The organism is Mesorhizobium sp. WSM4837 (genome assembly GCF_055811435.1).
In genome coordinates, this window is record NZ_JBVVQE010000079.1 from 1 (window position 1) to 22031 (window position 22031).

Genomic DNA, 22031 nt, shown 5'->3' on the forward strand with positions numbered 1-22031 from the left:
GTTGGACGGAGTGCGGCCGATGCCAAGCTGGAGCACCCCTCATCCGACCGAGCTTCGCTCGGCCACCTTCTCCCACAGGGGGAGAAGGAAGAGCCTTGTCCGGCAGGGGCGCTGCCCCTCCAGCGTCTCAAAATATTTCTGCAACGCAGGAACGAAGGAACAGGACAGGTCGGTTGGCAGTTCGCGACCCGCGCAATGCGGGCCGCCATCCCCAAGTCAAATCTCAGCAAGATCGCCCAGCGACTGTATCAGTGGCTGAATTTCGTTTTCATAATTCTTCCAGCGCTTGACCGACGATTTGTAGATCGGTTGGCGAACCTGCCAGCGGCTGGGCGTGTTGACCGAACCATCCCTGTCGAAAAAGCGCAGGCAGGCGTCATCCCAAGGCAGCCCGAGATAATCTATCAGGCGGCGCGACTGGGCTTCCTGGTCCTCAACCAGCGTTTCATAGCGATTTTCGAAGATAAGGCCTGGAAAGACCTCGTTCCAGTGCCGCATCAGGCGGTCATACTCGCGATAGTACAGGCCTAGTGTATTCAGGTCGGTGTTGTAGCTGTGTGCCTCGCTGAAGTTGAGGACGAAGCAGGAGACGCAGTTGTCGATGGCATCACGGCGGCAATGAATGATGCGTGCGTTGGGGAAGAGAAGGCCGATAAGGCCGATCAGTTCAAAATTGTGCGGCGTCTTGTCCACGACGCGAAGTGCGGCAGGCGCCCTCTCCCGCAAATAGGACAGATGCTCTTCGGCCAAGGTTCTGGACAGGTCTTCCGTGATCGAGGTGATCGGCTGGTTCAAATCACCAGCCGATGATGTCTTGAGGCCGATCGCGTTAGCAACCCGACTCAGTTTGCTAAGCTCCCCTGCGCCATGAACGTCGGGATGGCTGGCGCAGATCTGCTCGGTGAGCGTCGTCCCCGAGCGGGGCATGCCAACCACGAACACAGGCGCTTCGGAAGGATTTCCATAGCCGGCCCTGGCAGCCAAAAAGTCCGGCGTGACGGTTTCAATCATCGAATCGACCCACCGACGATACAGATCGATATCGAACCTTTGGCCGGAGGCCTGTTTCGCCTTGTTGAAATGGTCGAATGCCTCGTCATAGCGCTTGAGGTCGTTCAGCACCTTGCCGGCGGCGTGATGGAGTTGCTGCGCGCCTTCCGAACCAAGTTTCGGATTGCCGAGCTCACGAAGGATGGATTGGAGCTCCTCGGGCTCCTCGGTGAAGTTTCGCGTCTGTACAAGGTCGTTGTAGGCAGCCGGCACGCCAATACGACGTGCGATTGCTTGCTTCAGATAGGCGGCGGCTTCATCCATACGGCCCAGGCCGCTGAGCGCGCTGGCCAGCCCGGCTCGCACCTTGGGATGATCGCGGTTGATTTTCAGCGCCTTCTCGTAAAGCGGCAGAGCCATGTCGGGCTTGTCGAACGCCGTGTAAGTGCGCCCCAATGCACAAAGTGCTTCGATAAGGCCGGGCTGCAGTTCCAGGGCGTACTGCATATGCTTGATTGCTGGCGCATACTCGCTGACCTTCACATAGGCCTCGCCCAGGCTGAGGTGGTAGTAGGGGTTTTTAGGTTCCTCGCCGACCGCCCGTGCGAAATATCGCAAGGCCCGCTCATCGTCGTAACCCAGGTATATGGTCCCCAGGATGTATAAGGCGAGCGGATGGTTTGGCGTGCGCTCCAGAACCCGAAGGCATAGGTCCTGAGCCTCGTCGAGCCGCTTGGCCTGCTGAAAGGCATATGCCTGTTTCAGCAATGCGTCGTCGGCCTGCGCACGCGATTGGGCGCTTGCTTTCTGCGGGCTCACCAAAGGCTTCACTATCGGCCCCTTCACTTTTGGCGCGGGTCCGGGCTTGATGTGCTTTGACCAGGCAGGCGGGAGTCGATTGTTCATGATATCTCGCTAGCAAAAAGAAATATCTCGCTAGCAAAAAGTGCGGGGGGAATCCAGCATGCTGGCTGCAGCCAAGGCGGGAGCTTGCGCGGCCACCTGTGCCGCGCTAGCAAGAAGGCACTTTTCGAGCGAGCTTTTGCCATGCGCCAGCGCCCTCCCCTCACGCCGATCGTCAGCGCGCTTCCTTCGACGGTGCCGTTTGTCGGCCCGGAGGCGCAGGAGCGGGATCGCGGCCGCGCCTTTCGCGCCCGCATCGGCGCCAATGAGAGCAGTTTTGGCCCCTCGCCGCGCGTCATCGCCCGCATGGCCGGCATCGCCCGCGACATGTGGATGTATTGTGATCCAGACAATCACGATTTGAAGCTGGCTGTTGCCGCGCATCTTGGCGTTGGCGTCGAAAACGTGGTGGTCGGCGAAGGCATAGACGGGTTGCTCAGCCTGGTGGCGCGCATGTATGTGGCGCCGGGCGACGCGGTGGTCACCTCGCTCGGCGCCTATCCGACCTTCAATTTCCATATTGCCGGCGTCGGCGGCCGGCTGGTCGCGGTCCCCTACGAGAACGACCGGGAAAGCCTCGACGGCCTGTTGGCTGCGGTCACCAGGGACAAAGCGCCGCTGCTCTACCTGTCCAACCCGGACAATCCGATGGGCAGCTGGTGGGAGGCGGCGGAGCTCATCCGCTTCATCGAAGCCCTGCCGGAGACCACCATGCTGGTGCTCGACGAGGCCTATGGCGAATTGGGCCCTGCCTCGGCGCTGCCGCCGATCGACGTGTCACGGCCGAACGTCATCCGCATGCGCACCTTCTCGAAAGCCTACGGGCTGGCCGGCATACGCTGCGGCTATGCGGTGGCCGACGCCCAGGTGATCCGCGATTTCGAGAAGATCCGCAACCATTACGGCGTCAGCCGCATGGCGCAGATCGCCGGCGTCGAGGCGCTGGCCGATCAGGACTATCTGCAAAGCGTGGTGGCGCGGGTCGCTTCCGGCCGCCGGCACATCGCCGGGATCGCCGAGGCCAATGGGCTGAAGCCGCTGCCCTCGGCGACCAATTTCGTCACCCTGGACTGCGGCGGCGACGGCGCCTTCGCGCTGAAGGTGCTGCAGGCGCTTTTGTCGCGCGATGTGTTCATCCGCAAGCCGATGGTGCCGGTGCTCGACCGCTGCATCAGGGTCAGCGTCGGCTTCGACCACGAGCTCGACATTTTTGCCGAGGAATTGCCGGGTGCGATGGCGGCGGCACGGGGAAGCTGAGAGGCGCTCTTCCTTCTCCCTTGTGGGAGAAGGTGGATCGGCGTGTAGCGCCGAGACGGATGAGGGGTGTTGGACGGAGTGCCGACGGTGCCAAGCTGGAACACCCCTCATCCGACCTCGCTTCGCGAGGCCACCTTCTCCCACAAGGGGAGAAGGGGGAGTCAATCGCGAAGGTCGGCGATTTGCGTGACGATGGTGCTGGACGGAGCGCCAAGGCCGGGTAATCTCGCCCGATGCCGCATCAGCCCGTCGCTCCAACCAAACGTCGCTTCGCCCGCTCGATGCGGCGCGAGCCAACAGAGGCGGAGGACCGCCTGTGGCACGAGCTGCGCGGACGCAGGCTCGACCGCATCAAATTCCGGCGTCAGGTTCCTATCGGCAGATTCATTGCCGATTTCGTTTGCGCCGAGGCCAGGCTGATCGTCGAAATCGACGGCAGCCAGCATGCGGATTCAAACTATGATCGGGAGCGAGACGCCGAATTGAAGGCGAGCGGCTTTCGTGTGTTGCGCTTTTGGAACGACGACGTGCTGCGCGATTTGAACGCCGTCTGCGACACCATCATCGCTTACGTCGGCGACCAGAGTTTGCAGCCGTGGCGGTAAAAGCGCCTTCCCTTCTCCCCTTGTGGGAGAAGGTGGCCTCGCGAAGCGAGGTCGGATGAGGGGTGCTCCAGCTTGGCACTGACGGCGCTCCGTCCAACACCCCTCAACCGTCTCGGCGCTGCGCGCCGATCCACCTTCTCCCACAAGGGGAGAAGGATAAGCGTCGTCGCTCCTTGAATTAATTGAACGTTCGTTTTATTCTTACCCTCTCAACGAGGCTTGCATGGCGCGCACGACCGGTTCCGACGGCGAAAAGACCGAAGCAGCGCTCCGCGAGGCGGCGGTCAGCCTGATCGCGCGTCTCGGCTATGAGGCAATGTCGATGCGCCAGCTGGCCGCCGAGGTCGGCGTCCAGGCGGCGGCGCTCTACCGTTATTTTCCGACCAAGCAAGACCTGTTGTTCACGCTGATGCGCGAGCACATGCAAGGGCTGATCGAGGCGTGGGACGCGGCCCGCCCGGCCGCGGCCGATCCGGCGACCCGGCTCGCCGCCTATGTCGAAAACCACATCGCCTTCCACATCGAACGCCGCCATTCCACCCATGTCTCGAATATGGAATTGCGCAGCCTGTCGCATGACCGCCTGACGCAGATCCTGCGTATGCGCACCGCCTATGAGAAGGAGCTGCGCGTCATTTTGCGCGACGGCGCGAAAGCCGGCGTCTTCAGCGTCGAAGACACAGGGCTGACAGCCATGGCGCTGATCCAGATGATGACCGGCGTCATCGTCTGGTTCCGGCCGGGCGAGCGGCTATCGATCTCGGAGGTGACCGCCACATATCTTTCAATGACGATGCGCCTGGTTGGAGCAAAGGCCCATGGCGCGACAACGCGCCTGCAGCGCCACAGCCGGCGCGCAAAGGACGCTGTAGCACTTTGATTTTGCGCCCTTCCCGAAATTGAATTCGATTTCGGGCCGTGCGCCGGGAGGAACGGCATGTACACGCACACACTCAACTTCGGGCTTGACGAAGACATCGAGGCGCTGCGCGACCTGGTGCGGCGCTTCGCCCAGGACAAGATCGCCCCGATCGCCGCCGAGATCGACCGCTCAAATGAATTTCCGTCGCATCTGTGGGCCGAGCTCGGTGGGCTCGGCCTGCTCGGCATCACCGCCGATCCGGAATTCGGCGGCACCGGCATGGGATATCTCGCCCATGTCGTGGCGATGGAGGAGATTTCGCGCGCCTCGGCCTCGGTCGGCCTTTCCTACGGCGCCCATTCCAACCTCTGCGTCAACCAGATCAATCGCTGGGCAACGCCGGCGCAGAAGGAAAAATATCTGCCTGCGCTGTGCAGCGGCGAAAAGGTCGGCGCGTTGGCAATGTCGGAATCCGGCGCCGGCTCCGACGTCGTGTCGCTCAAACTGCGCGCGGAAAAGCGCAATGATTGCTATGTGCTGAACGGCACCAAGATGTGGATCACCAACGGCCCGGACGCCGAGACGCTGGTCGTCTACGCCAAGACCGATCCAGAACTCCAGTCGCGCGGCATCACCGCCTTCATCGTCGAAAAGGATTTCGTCGGATTTTCCGTCGCGCAAAAGCTCGACAAGCTCGGCATGCGCGGCTCCAACACCGGCGAGCTGGTTTTTTCGGATGTCGAAGTGCCGTTCGACAACGTGCTGCATGAGGAAGGGCGCGGCGTCGAGGTGCTGATGTCGGGTCTCGACTACGAGCGCACGGTGCTCGCCGGCGGCCCGCTCGGGCTGATGGCGGCGTGCCTCGATGTGGCGGTCCCCTATGTGCACGAACGCAAGCAGTTCGGTCAGCCGATCGGCGAGTTCCAGCTGGTGCAGGGCAAGCTCGCCGACATGTATACGACGATGAACGCCGCGCGCGCCTATGTCTATGCCGTCGCCGCTGCCTGCGACCGCGGCCAGACGAGCCGCAAGGACGCCGCCGCTTGCGTGCTGTTCGCTGCCGAGAAGGCGACGCAGATGGCGCTCGACGCCATCCAGCTGCTGGGCGGCAATGGCTACATCAACGACTATCCGACCGGCCGGCTCTTGCGCGACGCCAAGCTCTACGAGATCGGCGCCGGCACCAGCGAGATCCGCCGCTGGCTGATCGGGCGGGAAATCATGGCGGAAAGAGTCTGATGGCGCTATCTCCTGAATTTGCCATGCTGGACAATTTGCCCCATATTTCTCCTGACATGTCATATTTCCGGACCGAGGCAGAACATGGCGAACGGAACCGAAAAGGCGGGGGTTGACGAGAATCCGCCGACACAATTCGAGGCAGGTGCTCCAACAACTCCGCTCCGGTTGCCAGCGAAACGCGAGCGCGTAAGACTTGGCGAGGGCGGACGCTTCGTTATCCCGGCTGCGATGCGCGAGGAAATGGGCGTGAAGCCTGGTGAAGACTTGATCCTTCACGTCGAGAACGGCGAGTTGCGGGTAAGGTCGTGGCTTCGGAATCTGCGGCGCGTCCAGGCCGAATTGTCAGCGTTGAAAAAGCCCGGCGAAAGTGTCGTCGACGAATTTCTGAAGGAGCGGCGCGAAGAACAGCGTCGAAGCGATAGACGTTTGGACCGGCTTCATGCCGAAGGAACGGCGAGGAAGGGAGCGAAGTGAAAGCTTACGTGATGGACAGCTCGGCGGCGCTTGCGATCCTGCTTGACGAGAAAGGCACCGATGTTGCCTTGGGTTTCGCGCCGGATGCGCAATTCAGCTCCGTCAATGCGGCCGAAATTATCGCCAAGCTGATCGACAAGGGACGCAGCATGGAAGAGGCCGCTGACGACCTCGCCAGTCTCGGCATGCCGGTCGCTGCTTTCGACGAGATGATGGGCATCGCCGCCGGTCAGCTTCGCGAGCTGACGCGGCATCGCGGCTTGTCGCTGGGCGATCGGGCCTGCCTGGCCCTGGCAATTCGCGAGAACGCCATAGCCGTCACCGCCGACCGCGGCTGGGGCGACCTGGATATCGGCTGCAAGATCGAACTGATCCGGTAACGCCAATGGCCCCCCTCACCTCGCAGATCTCGCCAGCCTCCGACACCTTCCGCGCCAATGCCGAGCGCATGCGGGCGCTGGTCGCCGACATTGCGCAAAAGGCGGCAACCGTCGAGCGTGGCGGCTCGGAGGAAGCGCGTGAGCGCCACCATCGCCGCGGCAAGCTTTTGCCGCGCGAGCGCCTCGCCCAATTGCTCGACACCGGCTCGCCATTCCTCGAGATCGGCCAGTTCGCCGCGTGGTCGATGTATGGTGAGGACATCGCATCGGCCGGCATCATTACCGGCATCGGCCGCGTCGAAGGCACCGAAGTGATGGTCGTCGTCAACGACGCCACGGTGAAGGGCGGCACCTATTATCCAATGACGGTGAAGAAGCATCTGCGCGCGCAGGAGATCGCGCTGCAGAACAGATTGCCTTGCGTCTATCTGGTCGACAGCGGTGGCGCCAACCTGCCCAACCAGGACGAGGTGTTTCCCGACCGCGACCATTTCGGCCGCATCTTCTACAACCAGGCCAACATGTCGGCTTCAGGCATTCCGCAGATCGCCTGCGTCATGGGTTCGTGCACGGCGGGCGGCGCCTATGTGCCGGCGATGTCGGACGAGACGATCATGGTGCGCAACCAGGCGACCATCTTCCTCGGCGGTCCGCCGCTGGTGAAGGCCGCTACCGGCGAGGACGTCAGCGCGGAGGAATTAGGCGGCGCCGAGGTCCACACGCGGCTTTCCGGCGTGGCCGATCATTTTGCGCTGGACGACGAGCATGCGCTGGCGATCGCGCGCCGCATCGTCAAGAACCTCAATCGAAAGAAGCAGATCGGGCTGGCGCTACGCGATCCGATTGCGCCGCTTCATGCAGCCGAAGAACTCTACGGCATCGTGCCGACCGATCTGCGCCAGCCCTATGACGTGCGTGAAGTGATCGCCCGCATCGTCGACGGCTCCGAATTCGACGAGTTCAAGCAGAATTATGGCACCACGCTGGTCACCGGCTTTGCCCATCTCAACGGCATGCCGGTCGGCATCATCGCCAACAACGGCGTGCTGTTTTCCGAAAGTGCGCTGAAGGGCGCGCATTTCATCGAGTTGTGCTGCCAGCGCAAGATTCCGCTGATCTTCCTGCAGAACATCACCGGCTTCATGGTCGGGCGAAAATACGAGGCCGGCGGCATCGCCAAGGACGGCGCCAAGCTGGTGATGGCGGTCGCCACGGCCCGCGTGCCGAAGGTCACCATGATCATCGGCGGCTCGTTCGGCGCCGGCAATTACGGCATGTGCGGACGCGCCTATTCGCCACGCTTCCTGTGGATGTGGCCGAATGCCCGCATTTCGGTGATGGGCGGCGAGCAGGCGGCCACCGTGCTGGCCGTGGTCAAGCGCGAGGGGATCGAACGCAAGGGCGGGGAATGGAGCGCGGAGGAGGAGGCAAAATTCAAGAAGCCGATCCTGATGAAATACGAGCATGAAGGCCACCCGCTGTATTCCTCCGCCCGGCTCTGGGACGACGGCATCATCGATCCGGCCAAGACGCGCGAGGTGCTGGCGCTCAGCCTGTCCGCAGCGCTGAACGCCGGGATCGAGGAGACAAGCTTCGGCGTGTTCAGGATGTGACCGATGAGCGAGATCGAGGCAAGGATTCGCGTTCATGTCGGCGACATCACCAGGTTGGCGGTCGACGCCATCGTCAACGCCGCCAACACCTCACTTCTGGGTGGCGGGGGCGTCGACGGCGCCATCCACCGTGCGGCCGGCCCCGAACTTCTGGCCGAATGCCAATCCCTCAATGGCTGCAAGGTCGGCGACGCAAAACTCACCAAGGGCTACAGGCTGCCGGCACGCTATGTCATCCACACGGTCGGGCCGGTCTGGCAAGGCGGCGGCAAGGGCGAAGCCGAGTTGTTGGCCTCCTGCTACCGCCGGTCGCTCGAACTCGCCGCCGGCAAGGATTGCAGGACGGTGGCATTTCCGGCGATCTCGACCGGTGTATACCGGTATCCAAAGGACCAGGCGACGCAGATCGCCGTTGGCACGGTGAGCGCCTTTGTCAGCCACAATGCGGTTCCTGAAACCGTCATCTTCTGCTGCTTCGACCAACAGACGGCGGACCTATACCAACAGGCGTTGCTGCGCAATGGCGGGAGCGCGACCGGCTCAGGTAAGAAAATCCATTCATAGTTTTCAGACTTATTTTCATTCCCCGATCTGGCCAGACGAAAGAATCGCGGCTATTGCTCATTGCAAATACCAATGGGGATTGGGCGAAGATGAGACAGCAGCTTTTTCAGAAAACAACTGTATCTGTACTTGCGGGATTGCTTATATTAGCAGCGCCCGGCATTGGAGCGGCGGAATCGCTGGCGGGAAACAAAGGCGACCGTCGTTTCGCCGTCAATTTTCCGGCAGGTTCGACCGGAGATTGCCCGAAAGCCTACAAATCCTATGTCGCGGCCAGCGGCCATTCGGCCTATGCGACGACGTTCTATTCGCGCGTCAGCGACCTCTACATCATCTGTGGTTCCACGCTCAACGCCCCCTCGCAACAGGCCGCGGAAGAGAGAGCGTTGCGCAATTGTCAGGCCGGCTTGACGAGGTGGAAACTCAAGACGGCGGCAGGCGGCTGCGCCATCGCCGCCTCCAAGTAGGTTGCTGCAGCAACGGGCGCAAATACCAGCGGGATGGGGCGAAGATGACACTGCAACGTTTTCAGACGTAAGCGGGCCTGGCTTACCGATCCTTTGACAATGGCCGGACTGCAAAGCAGGGTGTTGCCACAGCCCGCGTGAAGGAGCATTCGCGCCGTTGGCGGCAAGCTCTGGCTTTGGAGGTCCCATGTTCGCCAAAATCCTGATCGCCAACCGCGGCGAGATCGCTTGCCGGGTGATCCGCACCGCGCGCAGGATGGGCGTGCGCACGGTCGCCGTCCATTCCGACGCCGACGCCGGCGCCTTGCATGTCGAGATGGCCGACGAAGCGGTGCATATCGGACCCTCGCCGGTCGGCGAAAGTTATCTGCGCGGCGACAAGATCGTCGCGGCGGCTTTGGCCACCGGCGCCGAAGCCATCCATCCCGGCTACGGTTTTCTGTCGGAAAACCCTGATTTCGTCGATCAGGTGACAGCGGCCGGGCTCGTCTTCATCGGCCCGTCGGCCGCCTCGATCCGCGCCATGGGGCTGAAGGACGCGGCCAAGCGGCTGATGGAGAAGGCCGGCGTGCCGGTTGTGCCGGGCTATCACGGCGAGGCGCAGGAGATCGTGCTGCTCGCCTCCAAGGCACGCGAGATCGGCTATCCCGTGCTGATCAAGGCGCGCGCCGGCGGCGGCGGCAAGGGCATGCGGCGCGTCGAACATCCCGACGACTTTTCCGAGGCGCTGTCGGGTGCGCGGCGCGAGGCCAAGGCCGCGTTCGGCGACGACCGCGTGCTGGTCGAGAAATATGTCGACAAGCCGCGCCACATCGAGGTTCAGGTTTTCGGCGACATCTTCGGCAATGTCGTGCATCTCTACGAGCGCGACTGCTCGGCGCAGCGGCGCCATCAGAAGGTGATCGAGGAAGCCCCCGCCCCCGGGATGACGCCGGCATTGCGCAAGGCAATGACGGAGGCGGCGGTGAAGGCCGCCAAGGCGATCGACTATTCCGGCGCCGGCACGATCGAGTTCATCGTCGACGCCTCGCAAGGGCTGAAGGCCGACCGCTTCTGGTTCATGGAAATGAACACTCGCCTGCAGGTCGAGCATCCCGTCACCGAAATGGTCACCGGCACCGATCTGGTCGAATGGCAGTTGCGGGTGGCGTCCGGCGAAAAGCTGCCGAAGACGCAGAGCGAGATTGCGCTCTCCGGACATGCCTTCGAGGCGCGAATCTATGCCGAAGACGCGGCAAAGGGTTTTTTGCCGGCGACGGGCACGCTGCATCACCTGAAATTTCCGGATACAGCGCCCGAGGGCGCCAGCATGCGGATCGAGACCGGCGTGCGGACCGGCGATGCCATCTCGCCGTTCTACGACCCGATGATCGCCAAGCTCGTCGTCCATGGCAAGAACAGGCAGGCGGCGCTCGAAGCACTGGGCATTTCCCTTTCGCAAACCGAGATCGCCGGCTCGACCGTCAACACCGCCTTTCTCGCGGCTCTCGCCGCTGACGCGGATTTTTCGGCAGGTGACGTCGACACCGGGCTGATCGGCAGGCACCAGCAAGCGCTGACCGCAGTGCCGCCGCCGAGCAGCGAGATCGTCGCCGCGGCCGCACTTGCAGCGTCCGGCGCCGGGGCTCAGGCGCCGACCCGCGACCCGTGGTCGTCGCTTGCCGGCTATGCGCATTTCCACGCGATGGCGCGGCGCACGCGGCTTCGCTACGGCGAGGACGATATCCTGGCGCTTGTATCGATGCGGCCGGACGGGCGCTTCCAGGTGGCACTGGACGCACCTTATGACAGCGCGCTTGATCTTCGCGCCGCCCCTCGCCTCGCCCGCTGGCCAGGCCATGTCACTGTCTTTTCAGGCGCCGTCGGCCACAGCTTCGCGGTGCCGGACCCGTTGGCAAGGGCCGACGAAATCGCCGCCGGTGCCGACAGCCTGCGCGCGCCGATGCCGGGACTGGTCAAGCTGGTGCGCGCGGCAAAAGGCGAAACCGTCATCAAGGGCCAGCCGCTGTTGATCCTCGAAGCGATGAAGATGGAGCACACGATTTCCGCCACGCATGACGGGACGATCGCCGAGATCGCAACAGAGGGCGCACAGGTCACCGATGGGACGGTGCTGGTGCGTTTTGCCGAGGAAGCCCACGGCTGACGCTGTTCATCCAACGAGAGGCGACGACGGAAGACGCGCGCCGCAAACGCATGACCAAATGAAAATGGCCGGATCTGCCCCGGCCATCTCCGATTGTCGCCAGGCGCTAAAGCGCGTCGCACGCGACGCGCTTTAGTTCTTGTTTTTGTGCATGTCGTTTCCGCAAAACCGCTGCGCACTTTTGCGCGACATGCAATGGCGATCAAGGCTGGATCGGCGCGTATTTGCCGTCGTGCCACTGGTTGATGTCGTAGCTGACGTTCTTGAGGTCGCCCTTTTCATCGAAAGTGACAGGGCCGACGACGGTGCTGATCGGCTGGCCATTCTTCAGCGCTTCGGCAACCTTGGCCGGGTCGTCGCTGCCGGCGCGCTTGATGCCCTCGGCAAAGGCCTGGATCACGGCATAGGAGAACAGCGTAAAGCCCTCGGGCACGAAGCCGCCCGCCTTGATCTTTTCGATGGCCTGCTTGGCTTCGGGCTTCGCCTGCGGATCCGACGGGAAGACGAACATGGTGCCTTCGCCGGCCGGGCCGGCAACCTGCCAGAATTCCGGCGTGGCAATCGAGTCCGGCATGATCAGCTGGAACTTGAAGTCCTGTTCCGCCGACTGGCGCAGGATGAGGCCGGCCTCTGGGTGGTAGCCGCCGAAATAGACCACATCAGCCTTCAGTTCCTTGAGCTTGGTGACAAGCGCCGAATAGTCCTTTTCGCCGGCGTTGATGCCCTCATAGAGGATCTCGTTGAGGCCGTTCTGGTTCATCGTCGCCTTGACGGCATCGGCCACGCCCTGCCCATAGGCGCTCTTGTCATGCATGATGACGACCTTCTTGCCGGCGTATTTCTTGGCGATCCATGGACCGATGAAGGCGCCCTGCGCATCATCGCGCGTATAAAGGCGCATGATCGTCGGCCAGCCGGATTTCGCCGCCGCGTCCGTCAGCTCCGGGTTCGACGAAGCCGGACTCATCATCATCGCACCGGCTTCGGCATAGACGGCCGAGGCCGGGATGCTCGAGCCCGAGCAGGCATGGCCATCGATGAACTTGACGCCGTTGGCGACGATGCGGTTTGCGACCGAAACCGCCTGCTTCGGATCGCACTGGTCATCCTGGACGTCGAGCTTGATCTGGCGGCCGTCGACGCCGCCGGCGGCGTTGATCGCGTCGGCGGCGGCTTGCGCGCCCTGCTTGAACTGGTCGCCGATGGTGGCAAGCTGTCCGGTCATCGGTCCGACCACCGAAAAGGTGATGTCTTCGGCGAAGGCCGGCGCGCTCATCACCAGGCCGACAATGGCCGCGCTCAAAATACCCAACTTTTTCATGGCGATACAACTCCTCCACTCGCGCGCGGCCGCTCCGACCGCGCCTCTTCCAGATTAGGTGGGAGAATTTCACCGTTCGCCAAGCCTGTCTTGGCGCATCGGCGGCACTCGATTGGGCCTGCCGGCTTTCTGTTTGACCATGATCTTTTCCAAAAACCGGTTTCCACTTTTTGGGATCATGGTCCCGAAAACGCGAAAAGCCGCGCCTGCCTTGTTCCGGCCGGTCGCGGCTTTTGTCGATCGAACAATCCCGAACGCTCTCACGCGCCCCGAAACCGCTCGCCTTCCCTGTCCGTCGCGCAGCTTGGCTGTATCCGGCCTGCGGCGTTCTTGTCATTGTTGGTCCGGCTGTCTTGCGCGGCCTTGTTCTTGCCGGTCCGGCCGTCTTCGCGCGGCCTTGAAGCGTCCCTGTCGGTGATCTCAGTGTCTGATGAGCTCCGGACCTGATGAGCTCAGGTGAGACTTAGTGCATCGTCATCCATTCGCGGGCTTCGCGCAGCGCCCTGGCGATCTCGACTTTCGACATGGCGGCCGACAATTCCGAGCGCAGTTCCGCGGCGCGCACCGAGCCCTTGATCGCAGCGATGTTGAACCATTTGTGGGCGGCGACGACATCGGTCTCGCAATCGCGGCCGGTCGCATACATCATGCCCAGTTCGAAAAGAATGTCGGCCTGGGCAGTTGCCCCCATGGCGCCGAAGCCGGCTTCAGGCATTTCAAAACGTGCCATTTCAATCCCCTGTTCTAGCCCCTGTCAGGCTCCCGAGAGCTGCCTCGTTCTGTCCCTTGGAAACCCTTGGGGCGGCCGCTCTTTCGATGCTTTCGAGAATGAACCGAAGGCTTGAATCCGTCGTTAAACGGCGTGCTTAATTTGAGGAAAACAAAGCTAAAACAATAGGTAAACGTGGAAATTCATTAACGATGCAAAGCCAGCAATTGCGCCGGTTTGGACTAAAATTGATGAAAATTTGCGAGGCGCAAATCAAGACTCCGCTAACCACGGAAGACAAAGCCAGCATGCCCGGTGTTTCATTTCTCGCCGACCAGACCGCTTCAGGCGGCCGGGAAAAATCCCGAAGTCTTCCGCAGCGGCACCGCTTTTGTTTTGCCGGGAGGTGGATTAGCTTACGTTTGCGTAAGAGGCAGACTGGCGGGGCGGAACGTTCGTCCGGATGCCCACAGGGAGGAGAAACATGTTTCGCAAAATCAGCATGGCCCTCGCGGCCACATTGATCATGGCCGGCACCGCTTGGGCCGACCCGATCGAAGGCAACTGGAAAACGCAAGCCGGTTCGACCGCCGCCATCACGGGCGGTGGCGACGCATTTTCCATCACGCTCAAATCCGGCAAGTTTGCCGGCAAGCGCATCGGTTCGTTCAAGGTGTCCGGCGCCAACAAATATACGGGGACGATAACCGACCCTGAGACCGACAAGACCTATTCGGGCAAGGCCTCGGTCTCAGGCGCTTCGCTCAAGATGAGCGGCTGCGTGCTCGGCGGGCTGATCTGCAGGAGCCAGACCTGGCACAAGCTCTGATCGTTTCGACTGCACCACAATGAAAGCGGGGCCGCAAAGGCCCCGTTTTTGTTCGCGCCTCTGTGTTTGCGAACTCCGATCGATCGCGCAGGCTGCGCCTTCTGCGCCCTAACAGTCCAAATTTGAACCGCAGATGAACGCCGGCATCAGAACCGGTTCAGTTGCATCAGGGCATTCTCATGCGTGTCGAAGGAGACACCACGCCATGTTCGCCCGCCGCTTCACCATCGTCTGCCTGCTGATGAGCCTGTTCGGCATGTCGTTCGCCATCCTCGTTGCCGAGGGGCGCTCGGCCCGCAACTGGGACCAGGCCAATTCCTGCCGGTTCGGTTGCGTGAACCATTTTCGCCCCTGAACCGACAAAGACTTCGAGAGGAGAAAAGCAAAGCCATGAACCGCATCGTCGCCAACGTCCTGAAAACCCTTCGGGTCCTGCCACGGGCGGCGCTCATCCTGACGGTTCTTGCGGCCCCGGTTCTGGCCGTGCCGACGATGCGCGCCGATGCCGGCTCGACAATCGAAGCGCCGGCGCTGAAGAAGACCGGCGTCGGCTTTGTGCTGCTGATCAGCCTGCGGCGCGGCTAGGCAATCGGCCTTCATCGAAACCATGCAAAATAAAAAACGATCCTTCGGCCCCCTCCCAACCGCATGGCCAAGCCTCTATATTGGGTCATGGAAAAGCGAATCTATCCCCAAGCCATAGACTCAGTCGTGATGCCGGAGCCGTTTGGCCGGCAGATCTTCAATGATGCAGCAAAGGCCGTCGCGGCCTTGCAGGCGCTCTACGACCGCAACACCAAATTCCTGCGCGATTCGTTTACGGCGCTCGCCGCAGGCGGCGACAACAACAAGCGCTACCGGGCGTTTTATCCGGAGGTCGGCGTCACCACGACTTCGTTCACCCAGATCGACTCGCGGCAGGCTTACGGCCATATGCCGACGCCCGGGCATTTCTCGACCACCATAACCCAGCCCGCCCTTTTCGAACGCTATCTCATCGAGCAGCTTCGCCTGATCATGCGCAATCACGGCGTTCCGGTCACGGTTTCGGAATCGACGACGCCCATCCCGCTGCACTTCGCGTTCCTGGAAGGCTCGCATGTCGACGGCGCGGCAGCCGAGCGCATCAGGCGGCCGATCCGTGACCTGTTCGACGTGCCGGATCTCGACGGCACCGACGACCAGATCGCCAACGGCACGTTCGAAGTGGCGTTAGGCGAAGCCAGGCCATTGGCGGCATTCACGGCGCAACGCATCGACTACTCGCTGCACCGGATGTCGCACTACACGGCGACCAGTCCCCAGCATTTCCAGAATTTCGTGCTGTTCACCAATTACCAGTTCTACATCGACGAATTCGTCGCCCGTGCGCACGATCTGATGGCGAAAGGCGGCGGCGGATACGTCGAATTCGTCGAGCCGGGAAACGTCGTCACCAAGGCTGGACAAAGCGCGCCCAGCCATGGCGTGGCGCCGCCGCGCCTGCCGCAGATGCCGGCCTATCATCTGAAGAAGCCGAACCATGGCGGCATCACCATGGTCAATATCGGCGTCGGCCCCTCCAACGCCAAGACGATCACCGACCACATAGCGGTGCTCAGGCCGCATGCCTGGGTGATGCTCGGCCATTGCGCCGGCCTGCGCAACACCCAGGCGCTGGGCGACTATGTGCTGGCGCATGCCTATGTGCGGGAAGACCATGTTCTGGACGACGATCTTCCGGTCTGGGTGCCGATCCCGCCGCTGGCCGAAATCCAGGTGGCGCTGCAGGAGGCGGTCGCCGAAGTCACCGGCCTTTCCGGCTACGACCTCAAGCGTATCATGCGGACCGGCACGGTAGCTACCATCGACAACCGCAACTGGGAGTTGCGCGACCAGCGTGGGCCAGTGCAGCGGCTGTCGCAGTCACGGGCGATCGCGCTCGACATGGAGTCGGCGACGATCGCCGCCAATGGCTTCCGATTCCGCGTACCCTACGGTACGCTGCTTTGCGTCTCCGACAAACCGCTGCATGGCGAATTGAAGCTGCCCGGCATGGCGACCGAGTTCTACAAGCGGCAAGTGGCACAGCATTTGACCATCGGCATCAGGGCGATGGAAAAGCTGGCCGAGATGCCGATGGAACGGTTGCATTCGCGCAAGCTCAGAAGCTTTTCGGAGACGGCGTTCCAGTAGGAACGGCGGCTTTCATCGATCGGAGTATGGTAACAGCGCGGCAGGGCGTTTCACCATCTTGATTGGCTGCATTTCTGCCGATAAGCAAAGTAGATGGCACCCGTTCGAGACATGATGGCTTCGATGGCATTCGTCGCAATGCTCGTCTTCTCGGTCGCGCTGGTGGCCGGGTTTTTCGGAACGCTGCATCCGGCCTTCGATTCCTTCGCTCATTTCCGCGTTCATCTTGCCGTGCTGATGGCGCTTTGCGCGCTGCCGCTGCTGGCGACCTCGTTTCGCCTGCAGGCGGCCACAGGGCTGCTCTTTGCGGTGGCTGCCTTTGCCACCACGTCGAACGCCCTGTCGGTGCCCCGCCTGTGGCCGGTCCAGGCAGCCTACGAAGTCGAGGCCGGCGATCAGGCGGTCTACCCCGGTGATCAGGCGGTCTACCGCCTGCTGCAGATGAACCTGCGGTTCAACAATTCAACGCCTGAAAAAGTCCTGTCGCTGATCGGCCGGACCCAGCCTGATGTGATCACCCTCGACGAGGTGTCCGACATGTGGAAGGCGAAACTTGGCCATGTTGCAAGCGCCTACCCTTACCGGATCTTCTGCCCCTACCCCAATGGCGTATTCGGCGTTGCGCTGCTGTCCAGACGGTCGTTTGCCGCCGGCGCGCAACCGCGCTGCTATGGCCGCGGCGCGATGGCCATCGCGACGGTCGATTTCGGCGGAACCGAAGTCGACGTCGCCGCCATGCACCTCACCTGGCCATGGCCGCGCAACCAGTCACGGCAGATCGGCGGATTGTCGGGGGAGTTCGCCTCGCTTGGCGAGACATCGATCATGGCATGCGACTGCAATGCAGCGCCGTGGAGCGCCGCCGTCCGGCGCGTCGCAGGTCTTGGCAAGCTGACCGTGGCGCCTTCGCCGGGGCCGACCTGGCTCCCTATCAAGCTGCCGGAATTCCTGCGCTTCGCCGGACTGCCGATCGACCTTGTTTTCAGCAAGGGCGCGGTTCTCATCCATTCGGTGTCGAGGCTAGAAAACACCGGCTCCGACCATCTTCCGCTGATGGTGGAGTTCTCGCTCAGGCAGGAACAGAAGAAGCCGGTCGACGAACAAGAAACCGCGACGGCATCGGTGAGACAGAACGGCAGGACCCGAGGCTGAGCTACTGCTTGCGCAACAGCGCCCTGATGAGGTGCTCGACATGGCCGCCGTCGCGATGCTCGCGCGCGTCGAAGGCGTTCTGTTTCGCCTCGTATTCGGCATAGACGGCCTTAATCCGGCGCCTCGCCTCGCCGTGCGTCTTGCTGCAAAACAAGTTATCGGCGAACTCCAGTCCAGTGATCGATTTCTCGGTCGCCCGCATCATTGTCCTGGCGATGCGGCCATGGTTATGCTCGTGAGCACGAACGCCCGCGAAAAACCGCTTCCAGCGCTTCTGCAGCGCCGGCGTCGCGGCTGAGGCCAAACGCGGCAAGGTGTAGGTGAGATCGAGCGTGCCATTGGCTTGGCGCAGACGGCAGACACCACCCTCCCTTGTGACGTCAAGGTCCCAATCCACGGTATAGGCGGCCAGCGCGATGGCATGCGTCATGAAGCCGTGCCGCTTCGGACCGTTGCGGTCCATGGCCTCGATCAGGGCGGCGCCCGTGGTTCCAGTGATGTCGTAGGTCCGGGTCTTGACCAGCACCTTCGTGTCAGCCAATGCCGGCGGTGCGAAGCCGCACAAGCCGCCAATCGCCACAAGGCACGTCAGAACCGCCAGGCGCATGGTCATCTCCCGGGTCAGAAAGAATGGAACCACAGGCGCCGCCCCGCTTCAACTTCTTTTAGACGCCGCACATATAATAGGCCTTCACGCGCTTTCATTTTGGTCAACGGGCGAGACGGCCGCCGGGCCGTTCTGGCTTGCTGGGCTACATGTTTTGGTAGACTGGTCCCTCTCCACCTTGTGGCGGCACCCAGGTAATGTTTCGGTTCGGATCCTTGATGTCGCAGGTCTTGCAGTGGACGCAGTTCTGCGCGTTGATGACGAAGCGCACGTCCTTCGCCGCGGGATCGGCGGCGGCGTTGCCATCCTTGTCGACCCATTCGTAGACGCCGGCCGGGCAGTAGCGTGTCGAGGGCCCGGCATAGACATCGTGCTCGGAACGCCGCTGCAGATCCATATCCGCGACCAGCAGGTGGACAGGCTCGTTTTCCTCGTGGTTGGTATTGGACAGGAACACCGAGGACAGGCGGTCGAAGGTGAGCACGCCGTCCGGCTTCGGATAGGCGATCTTCTTATGCCTGGCGGCCGGATCCAGCGTCGCATGATCGGCCTTGCCGTGCTTCAGCGTGCCAAAAGGCGAGAACCCGAACAGCGAATTCAGCCACATGTCGAGGCCGCCGATGCCGACGCCGACGACGGTGCCGAAGCGCGACCACAAGGGCTTGACGTTGCGCACCTTCTTCAAATCCTTGCCGATGTCGGTTGCCCGCCATGCCGCCTCGTAGGAAGCCAGTTCGTCATTGGCGCGGCCGGCGCCGATCGCCTCGGCGACATGCTCGGCCGCCAGCATTCCGGAGAGCACGGCATTGTGCGAGCCCTTGATGCGCGGCACGTTGACGAAGCCGGCAGCACACCCGATCAGCGCGCCGCCGGGGAAGGACAGTTTCGGCACTGATTGCCAGCCGCCCTCGGTGATGGCACGGGCGCCATAGCCGAGCCGCTTGCCGCCCTCGAATGTACCCCTGATCGCCGGGTGGGTCTTGAAGCGCTGGAACTCGTCGAACGGCGACAGATAGGGGTTCTTGTAATTGAGGTGGACGACGAAGCCGACCGCCACCTGGTTGTCCTCCAGATGGTAGAGGAAGGAGCCACCGCCGGTCTTCATGTCGAGCGGCCAGCCGAAGGAGTGCTGGACAAGGCCCGGCCGATGGTTCTCCGGCTTGACCTGCCAGAGCTCCTTGAGACCGATGCCGTATTTGCCGGGCTCGCGGCCGTCGGAAAGATGGTATTTGGCGATCAACTGCTTGGCCAGCGAGCCGCGCGCGCCCTCGCCGATCAGCACATATTTGCCCATCAGCGCCATGCCCGGCGCGAAGCCAGGGCCACGCGTGCCATCCTTCTCGACGCCCATGTCGCCGGTGACAACGCCGGTGACCGCGCCCTCGTCACTGTAAATGAGATCCACGACGGCAAAGCCCGGATAGATCTCGACGCCCAGCGCCTCGGCCTTGGTCGCCAGCCAGCGGCAGACATTGCCGAGCGAAACGATGTAGTTGCCGTGGTTGTTCATCAGCGGCGGCATCAGGATATTGGGCAGACGGAACGAACCGGCGGGGCCGAGGACCAGGAAATGGTCTGCCGTGACCGGCGTCTTGAACGGATGTCCCTCCTCGTCACGCCAGCCCGGCAGCAGCCGGTCGATGCCGATCGGATCGACGACGGCGCCGGACAGGATGTGGGCGCCGACTTCGCCGCCCTTTTCCAGGACGACGACGGAAAGCTCGGGATTGACCTGCTTGAGACGGATAGCGGCAGCGAGGCCGGCCGGACCGGCGCCGACGATGACCACGTCGAATTCCATGCTTTCGCGTTCGATCTCGCTCATCAACCCCTCACTGGCTGCCGCATTTGCGCATCTTGCTGGCTTATCCGCTGCATAGCGCATCAATTCGCGACGCGAAACCGGCGCTGACGTGACAATGCCGATTTCGTCAAAAAGGCCGCGCATCGTACTACAAAATCGCGATTTGCGGGTCCACCAACATCGATCCGGGTCCAAAGAGAGCCGTTGCCCTGATTTTTTTTAATTGTTCGACGGCTTGCTTATCGGCCATACTTCGCACCATGCGCACATACGGGCCATCCGGCTTTTCATCGACGCGCTTTTTTTCGTCGCCCGGACGGATTTGCCGGGCGCTCGTTTTGGCCCTTTTGCCGCTGGCGTCCGTTGGCGCCCACGCCGAGCCGCAAAGGGTCTGGGTGGCCGGAGCCTACTCCTTTTCCGACGAGCTGGGCGGCTTTCGCATCACCAGCGCCTCGGGCATCGGGACAAAGGAGGACCCGCTTGTCATCACCGAAGAGCTGAATTCGGCGACACCAGTGACACTGACAATCCGCACGACAAAGCCGATCCACCCCTTCGGCACTGCGGGCCAATTTGCCAACGGCCTCATGTATATGCGCATCGACGTGCTCAACAACAGCGGCCAGGCCTGGGTCGAGTTCCAGTTCGAGCTCCAGGAGATACTCCACCGGCCGAGCGTGTTCGGCGACGGCCTGTCGTTCGACCAGCGCAACAAGACGCCTGACAACATCTGGTCGAGCAGCTTTGCCGATTTCGATCGCGACTTCGAACCCTATGACCGGCTGCTGTTCAAGAGCGGCAAGATCGACCCGTTGAAGACGGCAAAATTCGATTACCTGATCACCGACTACACACCACGCTGGACGTTCTATCTGGTGCAGGATCCGCGTATACCGTCGAGCTGAACCACTTCGTCATCCGGGGCGAAGCAGGAGCGAAGCGACGTCGCTGAGGCCCTGGATGACGAAATCATGAAGCATCGCGCCAATCACGATGTTGCAAATTCCTGCCGCGCGACTGAATGTGAAAGCATGACTGCCGTTTCCCCAGACAACCGACCTGATATTGCCGACCTGCTGGCCTTCTACGCCAGCGCCGGCGTCGATGAAGCGCTCGAAGAGGAGCCGCTGAACAGGTTTGCCGAGGCTGCGTCAAAGCCGCCTGAGCGGGGGCCAGCGACAGTTACGCCGCCAACCGGTGAGAACGCAGCGCTGCCACGCTCGACAAGCCTGTCACGCGCCGGAATGGGCGAAAGGCAAGCTGCGGCGCCGGCGATGCGCGCGCCGTCCGGTACGGCGACAGTGCCCGACGAGCAGCAAGCGGCATTGGCGCGACACCTGGCGACGACGGCGGCGACCCTGGACGAGCTTCGCCAGCACATGGCGGCATTCGACGGCTGCAACCTCAAATTCACCGCCAAGAACCTGGTGTTCGCCGACGGCAATCCGAATGCCGCGGTGATGCTGGTCGGCGAGGCGCCCGGGCGCGACGAGGACATCGAGGGATTGCCGTTCGTCGGCCGCTCGGGCCGGCTGCTGGACCGGATGCTGGCCGCGATCGGCCTCGACCGGACCTCGGCCTACATCGCAAATGTCATTCCCTGGCGGCCGCCGGGCAACCGCACGCCGACGCCGCACGAGACCGAGATCTGCCGGCCGTTCATCGAACGGCAGATCGAGCTGGTCAATCCGAAGGTGCTGGTCAATTTGGGCGGCCCCTCGGCAAGCACCCTTCTCAACACCACAGAGGGCATCCTGCGGCTGCGCGGCAACTGGCGCGTCCACACGACCGCCGCCGGCATTGCCATCCCCGCCATGCCAACGCTTCATCCGGCGTATCTCTTGCGAACCCCTGCGCACAAGAAGCTGGCGTGGCGGGATTTCCTTGAAGTGAAGGCGAAGCTTCGGGCGCTGGGTTGAGGGTTCGAGATT

At 62.4% G+C, this 22031-nt stretch carries 22 protein-coding genes; 17 read left to right on the forward strand and 5 right to left on the reverse strand.

From position 1 onward, the window contains the following. Positions 1 to 216: 216 nt before the first annotated feature. A complete protein-coding gene (locus AC0L3D_RS30825; protein WP_287228856.1) occupies positions 217 to 1896 on the reverse strand; it encodes a tetratricopeptide repeat-containing sulfotransferase family protein in 1680 nt (559 codons plus the stop codon). 141 nt (positions 1897 to 2037) lie between these two features. On the opposite strand from AC0L3D_RS30825, the gene AC0L3D_RS30830 reads away from it, so the two are divergent. From AC0L3D_RS30830 to AC0L3D_RS30875, 10 genes are all read left to right on the forward strand, one after another. After that, a complete protein-coding gene (locus tag AC0L3D_RS30830) occupies positions 2038 to 3150 on the forward strand; it encodes a pyridoxal phosphate-dependent aminotransferase (RefSeq protein WP_473630199.1) in 1113 nt (370 codons plus the stop codon). A gap of 233 nt (positions 3151 to 3383) precedes the next feature. Beyond that, complete coding sequence (locus AC0L3D_RS30835; RefSeq protein ID WP_473630200.1) at positions 3384 to 3755, forward strand: endonuclease domain-containing protein; 372 nt, start codon at positions 3384 to 3386, stop codon at positions 3753 to 3755. A 223-nt stretch (positions 3756 to 3978) separates the two neighbouring features. Beyond that, positions 3979 to 4635 (forward strand): TetR/AcrR family transcriptional regulator, encoded by a 657-nt coding sequence (locus AC0L3D_RS30840; protein ID WP_473646874.1) that lies wholly within the window; start codon positions 3979 to 3981, stop codon positions 4633 to 4635. A gap of 57 nt (positions 4636 to 4692) precedes the next feature. Beyond that, positions 4693 to 5856, forward strand: coding sequence for an isovaleryl-CoA dehydrogenase (locus AC0L3D_RS30845; RefSeq protein WP_473616504.1), 1164 nt, complete (start codon positions 4693 to 4695; stop codon positions 5854 to 5856). Positions 5857 to 5940: 84 nt separating this feature from the next. After that, positions 5941 to 6333, forward strand: coding sequence for an AbrB/MazE/SpoVT family DNA-binding domain-containing protein (locus tag AC0L3D_RS30850; RefSeq protein ID WP_473646876.1), 393 nt, complete (start codon positions 5941 to 5943; stop codon positions 6331 to 6333). Continuing rightward, positions 6330 to 6713: a type II toxin-antitoxin system VapC family toxin gene (locus tag AC0L3D_RS30855; RefSeq protein WP_128168076.1), complete on the forward strand. Its 384-nt coding sequence runs from the start codon at positions 6330 to 6332 to the stop codon at positions 6711 to 6713. The genes AC0L3D_RS30850 and AC0L3D_RS30855 overlap by 4 nt, the downstream gene beginning before the upstream one ends. Positions 6714 to 6718: 5 nt before the next feature. Then, on the forward strand, positions 6719 to 8326 hold the full coding sequence (locus AC0L3D_RS30860; protein WP_473646877.1) for a carboxyl transferase domain-containing protein: 1608 nt from the start codon (positions 6719 to 6721) through the stop codon (positions 8324 to 8326). Between the two features lie 3 nt (positions 8327 to 8329). Beyond that, complete coding sequence (locus tag AC0L3D_RS30865; RefSeq protein WP_287341839.1) at positions 8330 to 8890, forward strand: O-acetyl-ADP-ribose deacetylase; 561 nt, start codon at positions 8330 to 8332, stop codon at positions 8888 to 8890. 53 nt (positions 8891 to 8943) lie between these two features. Further along, positions 8944 to 9357 carry a hypothetical protein gene (locus AC0L3D_RS30870; protein WP_473646879.1) on the forward strand — a complete coding sequence of 138 codons (414 nt, stop codon included), beginning with the start codon at positions 8944 to 8946 and terminating at the stop codon, positions 9355 to 9357. A 187-nt stretch (positions 9358 to 9544) separates the two neighbouring features. Further along, positions 9545 to 11503, forward strand: a complete 1959-nt coding sequence (locus tag AC0L3D_RS30875; RefSeq protein ID WP_473646880.1) for an acetyl/propionyl/methylcrotonyl-CoA carboxylase subunit alpha — start codon at positions 9545 to 9547, stop codon at positions 11501 to 11503. Between the two features lie 202 nt (positions 11504 to 11705). Here the strand turns inward: AC0L3D_RS30875 and AC0L3D_RS30880 are convergent, their stop codons facing one another. Then, complete coding sequence (locus AC0L3D_RS30880) at positions 11706 to 12824, reverse strand: ABC transporter substrate-binding protein (protein ID WP_128172686.1); 1119 nt, start codon at positions 12822 to 12824, stop codon at positions 11706 to 11708. A 463-nt stretch (positions 12825 to 13287) separates the two neighbouring features. After that, positions 13288 to 13554 carry an SEL1-like repeat protein gene (locus AC0L3D_RS30885; protein WP_027152750.1) on the reverse strand — a complete coding sequence of 89 codons (267 nt, stop codon included), beginning with the start codon at positions 13552 to 13554 and terminating at the stop codon, positions 13288 to 13290. Positions 13555 to 14017: 463 nt separating this feature from the next. On the opposite strand from AC0L3D_RS30885, the gene AC0L3D_RS30890 reads away from it, so the two are divergent. The 5 genes from AC0L3D_RS30890 to AC0L3D_RS30910 all read left to right on the forward strand — a co-directional run bounded on the left by AC0L3D_RS30890 (position 14018) and on the right by AC0L3D_RS30910 (position 17689). Continuing rightward, on the forward strand, positions 14018 to 14362 hold the full coding sequence (locus tag AC0L3D_RS30890) for a DUF2147 domain-containing protein (protein ID WP_027152751.1): 345 nt from the start codon (positions 14018 to 14020) through the stop codon (positions 14360 to 14362). A gap of 205 nt (positions 14363 to 14567) precedes the next feature. Continuing rightward, positions 14568 to 14717 (forward strand): hypothetical protein, encoded by a 150-nt coding sequence (locus AC0L3D_RS30895; protein ID WP_287258542.1) that lies wholly within the window; start codon positions 14568 to 14570, stop codon positions 14715 to 14717. Positions 14718 to 14752: 35 nt separating this feature from the next. After that, on the forward strand, positions 14753 to 14947 hold the full coding sequence (locus tag AC0L3D_RS30900; protein ID WP_128168071.1) for a hypothetical protein: 195 nt from the start codon (positions 14753 to 14755) through the stop codon (positions 14945 to 14947). Between the two features lie 129 nt (positions 14948 to 15076). After that, complete coding sequence (locus AC0L3D_RS30905) at positions 15077 to 16537, forward strand: AMP nucleosidase (RefSeq protein WP_236371758.1); 1461 nt, start codon at positions 15077 to 15079, stop codon at positions 16535 to 16537. Positions 16538 to 16660: 123 nt separating this feature from the next. Then, positions 16661 to 17689: an endonuclease/exonuclease/phosphatase family protein gene (locus AC0L3D_RS30910; protein ID WP_245277731.1), complete on the forward strand. Its 1029-nt coding sequence runs from the start codon at positions 16661 to 16663 to the stop codon at positions 17687 to 17689. A gap of 1 nt (position 17690) precedes the next feature. On the opposite strand, the gene AC0L3D_RS30915 is transcribed toward AC0L3D_RS30910, so the two are convergent. Together AC0L3D_RS30915 and AC0L3D_RS30920 are read right to left on the reverse strand one after the other, a co-directional pair. Next, on the reverse strand, positions 17691 to 18296 hold the full coding sequence (locus AC0L3D_RS30915) for a DUF922 domain-containing protein (protein ID WP_473646882.1): 606 nt from the start codon (positions 18294 to 18296) through the stop codon (positions 17691 to 17693). Positions 18297 to 18441: 145 nt separating this feature from the next. After that, positions 18442 to 20121, reverse strand: coding sequence for an electron transfer flavoprotein-ubiquinone oxidoreductase (locus AC0L3D_RS30920; protein ID WP_473630207.1), 1680 nt, complete (start codon positions 20119 to 20121; stop codon positions 18442 to 18444). 239 nt (positions 20122 to 20360) lie between these two features. Here AC0L3D_RS30920 and AC0L3D_RS30925 point away from each other — a divergent pair, with 239 nt between their 5' ends. Both AC0L3D_RS30925 and AC0L3D_RS30930 read left to right on the forward strand, forming a co-directional pair. Beyond that, positions 20361 to 21005, forward strand: coding sequence for a hypothetical protein (locus AC0L3D_RS30925; protein WP_287212996.1), 645 nt, complete (start codon positions 20361 to 20363; stop codon positions 21003 to 21005). Positions 21006 to 21131: 126 nt separating this feature from the next. After that, on the forward strand, positions 21132 to 22019 hold the full coding sequence (locus AC0L3D_RS30930; RefSeq protein WP_473630208.1) for a uracil-DNA glycosylase: 888 nt from the start codon (positions 21132 to 21134) through the stop codon (positions 22017 to 22019). Positions 22020 to 22031 lie beyond the last annotated feature (12 nt).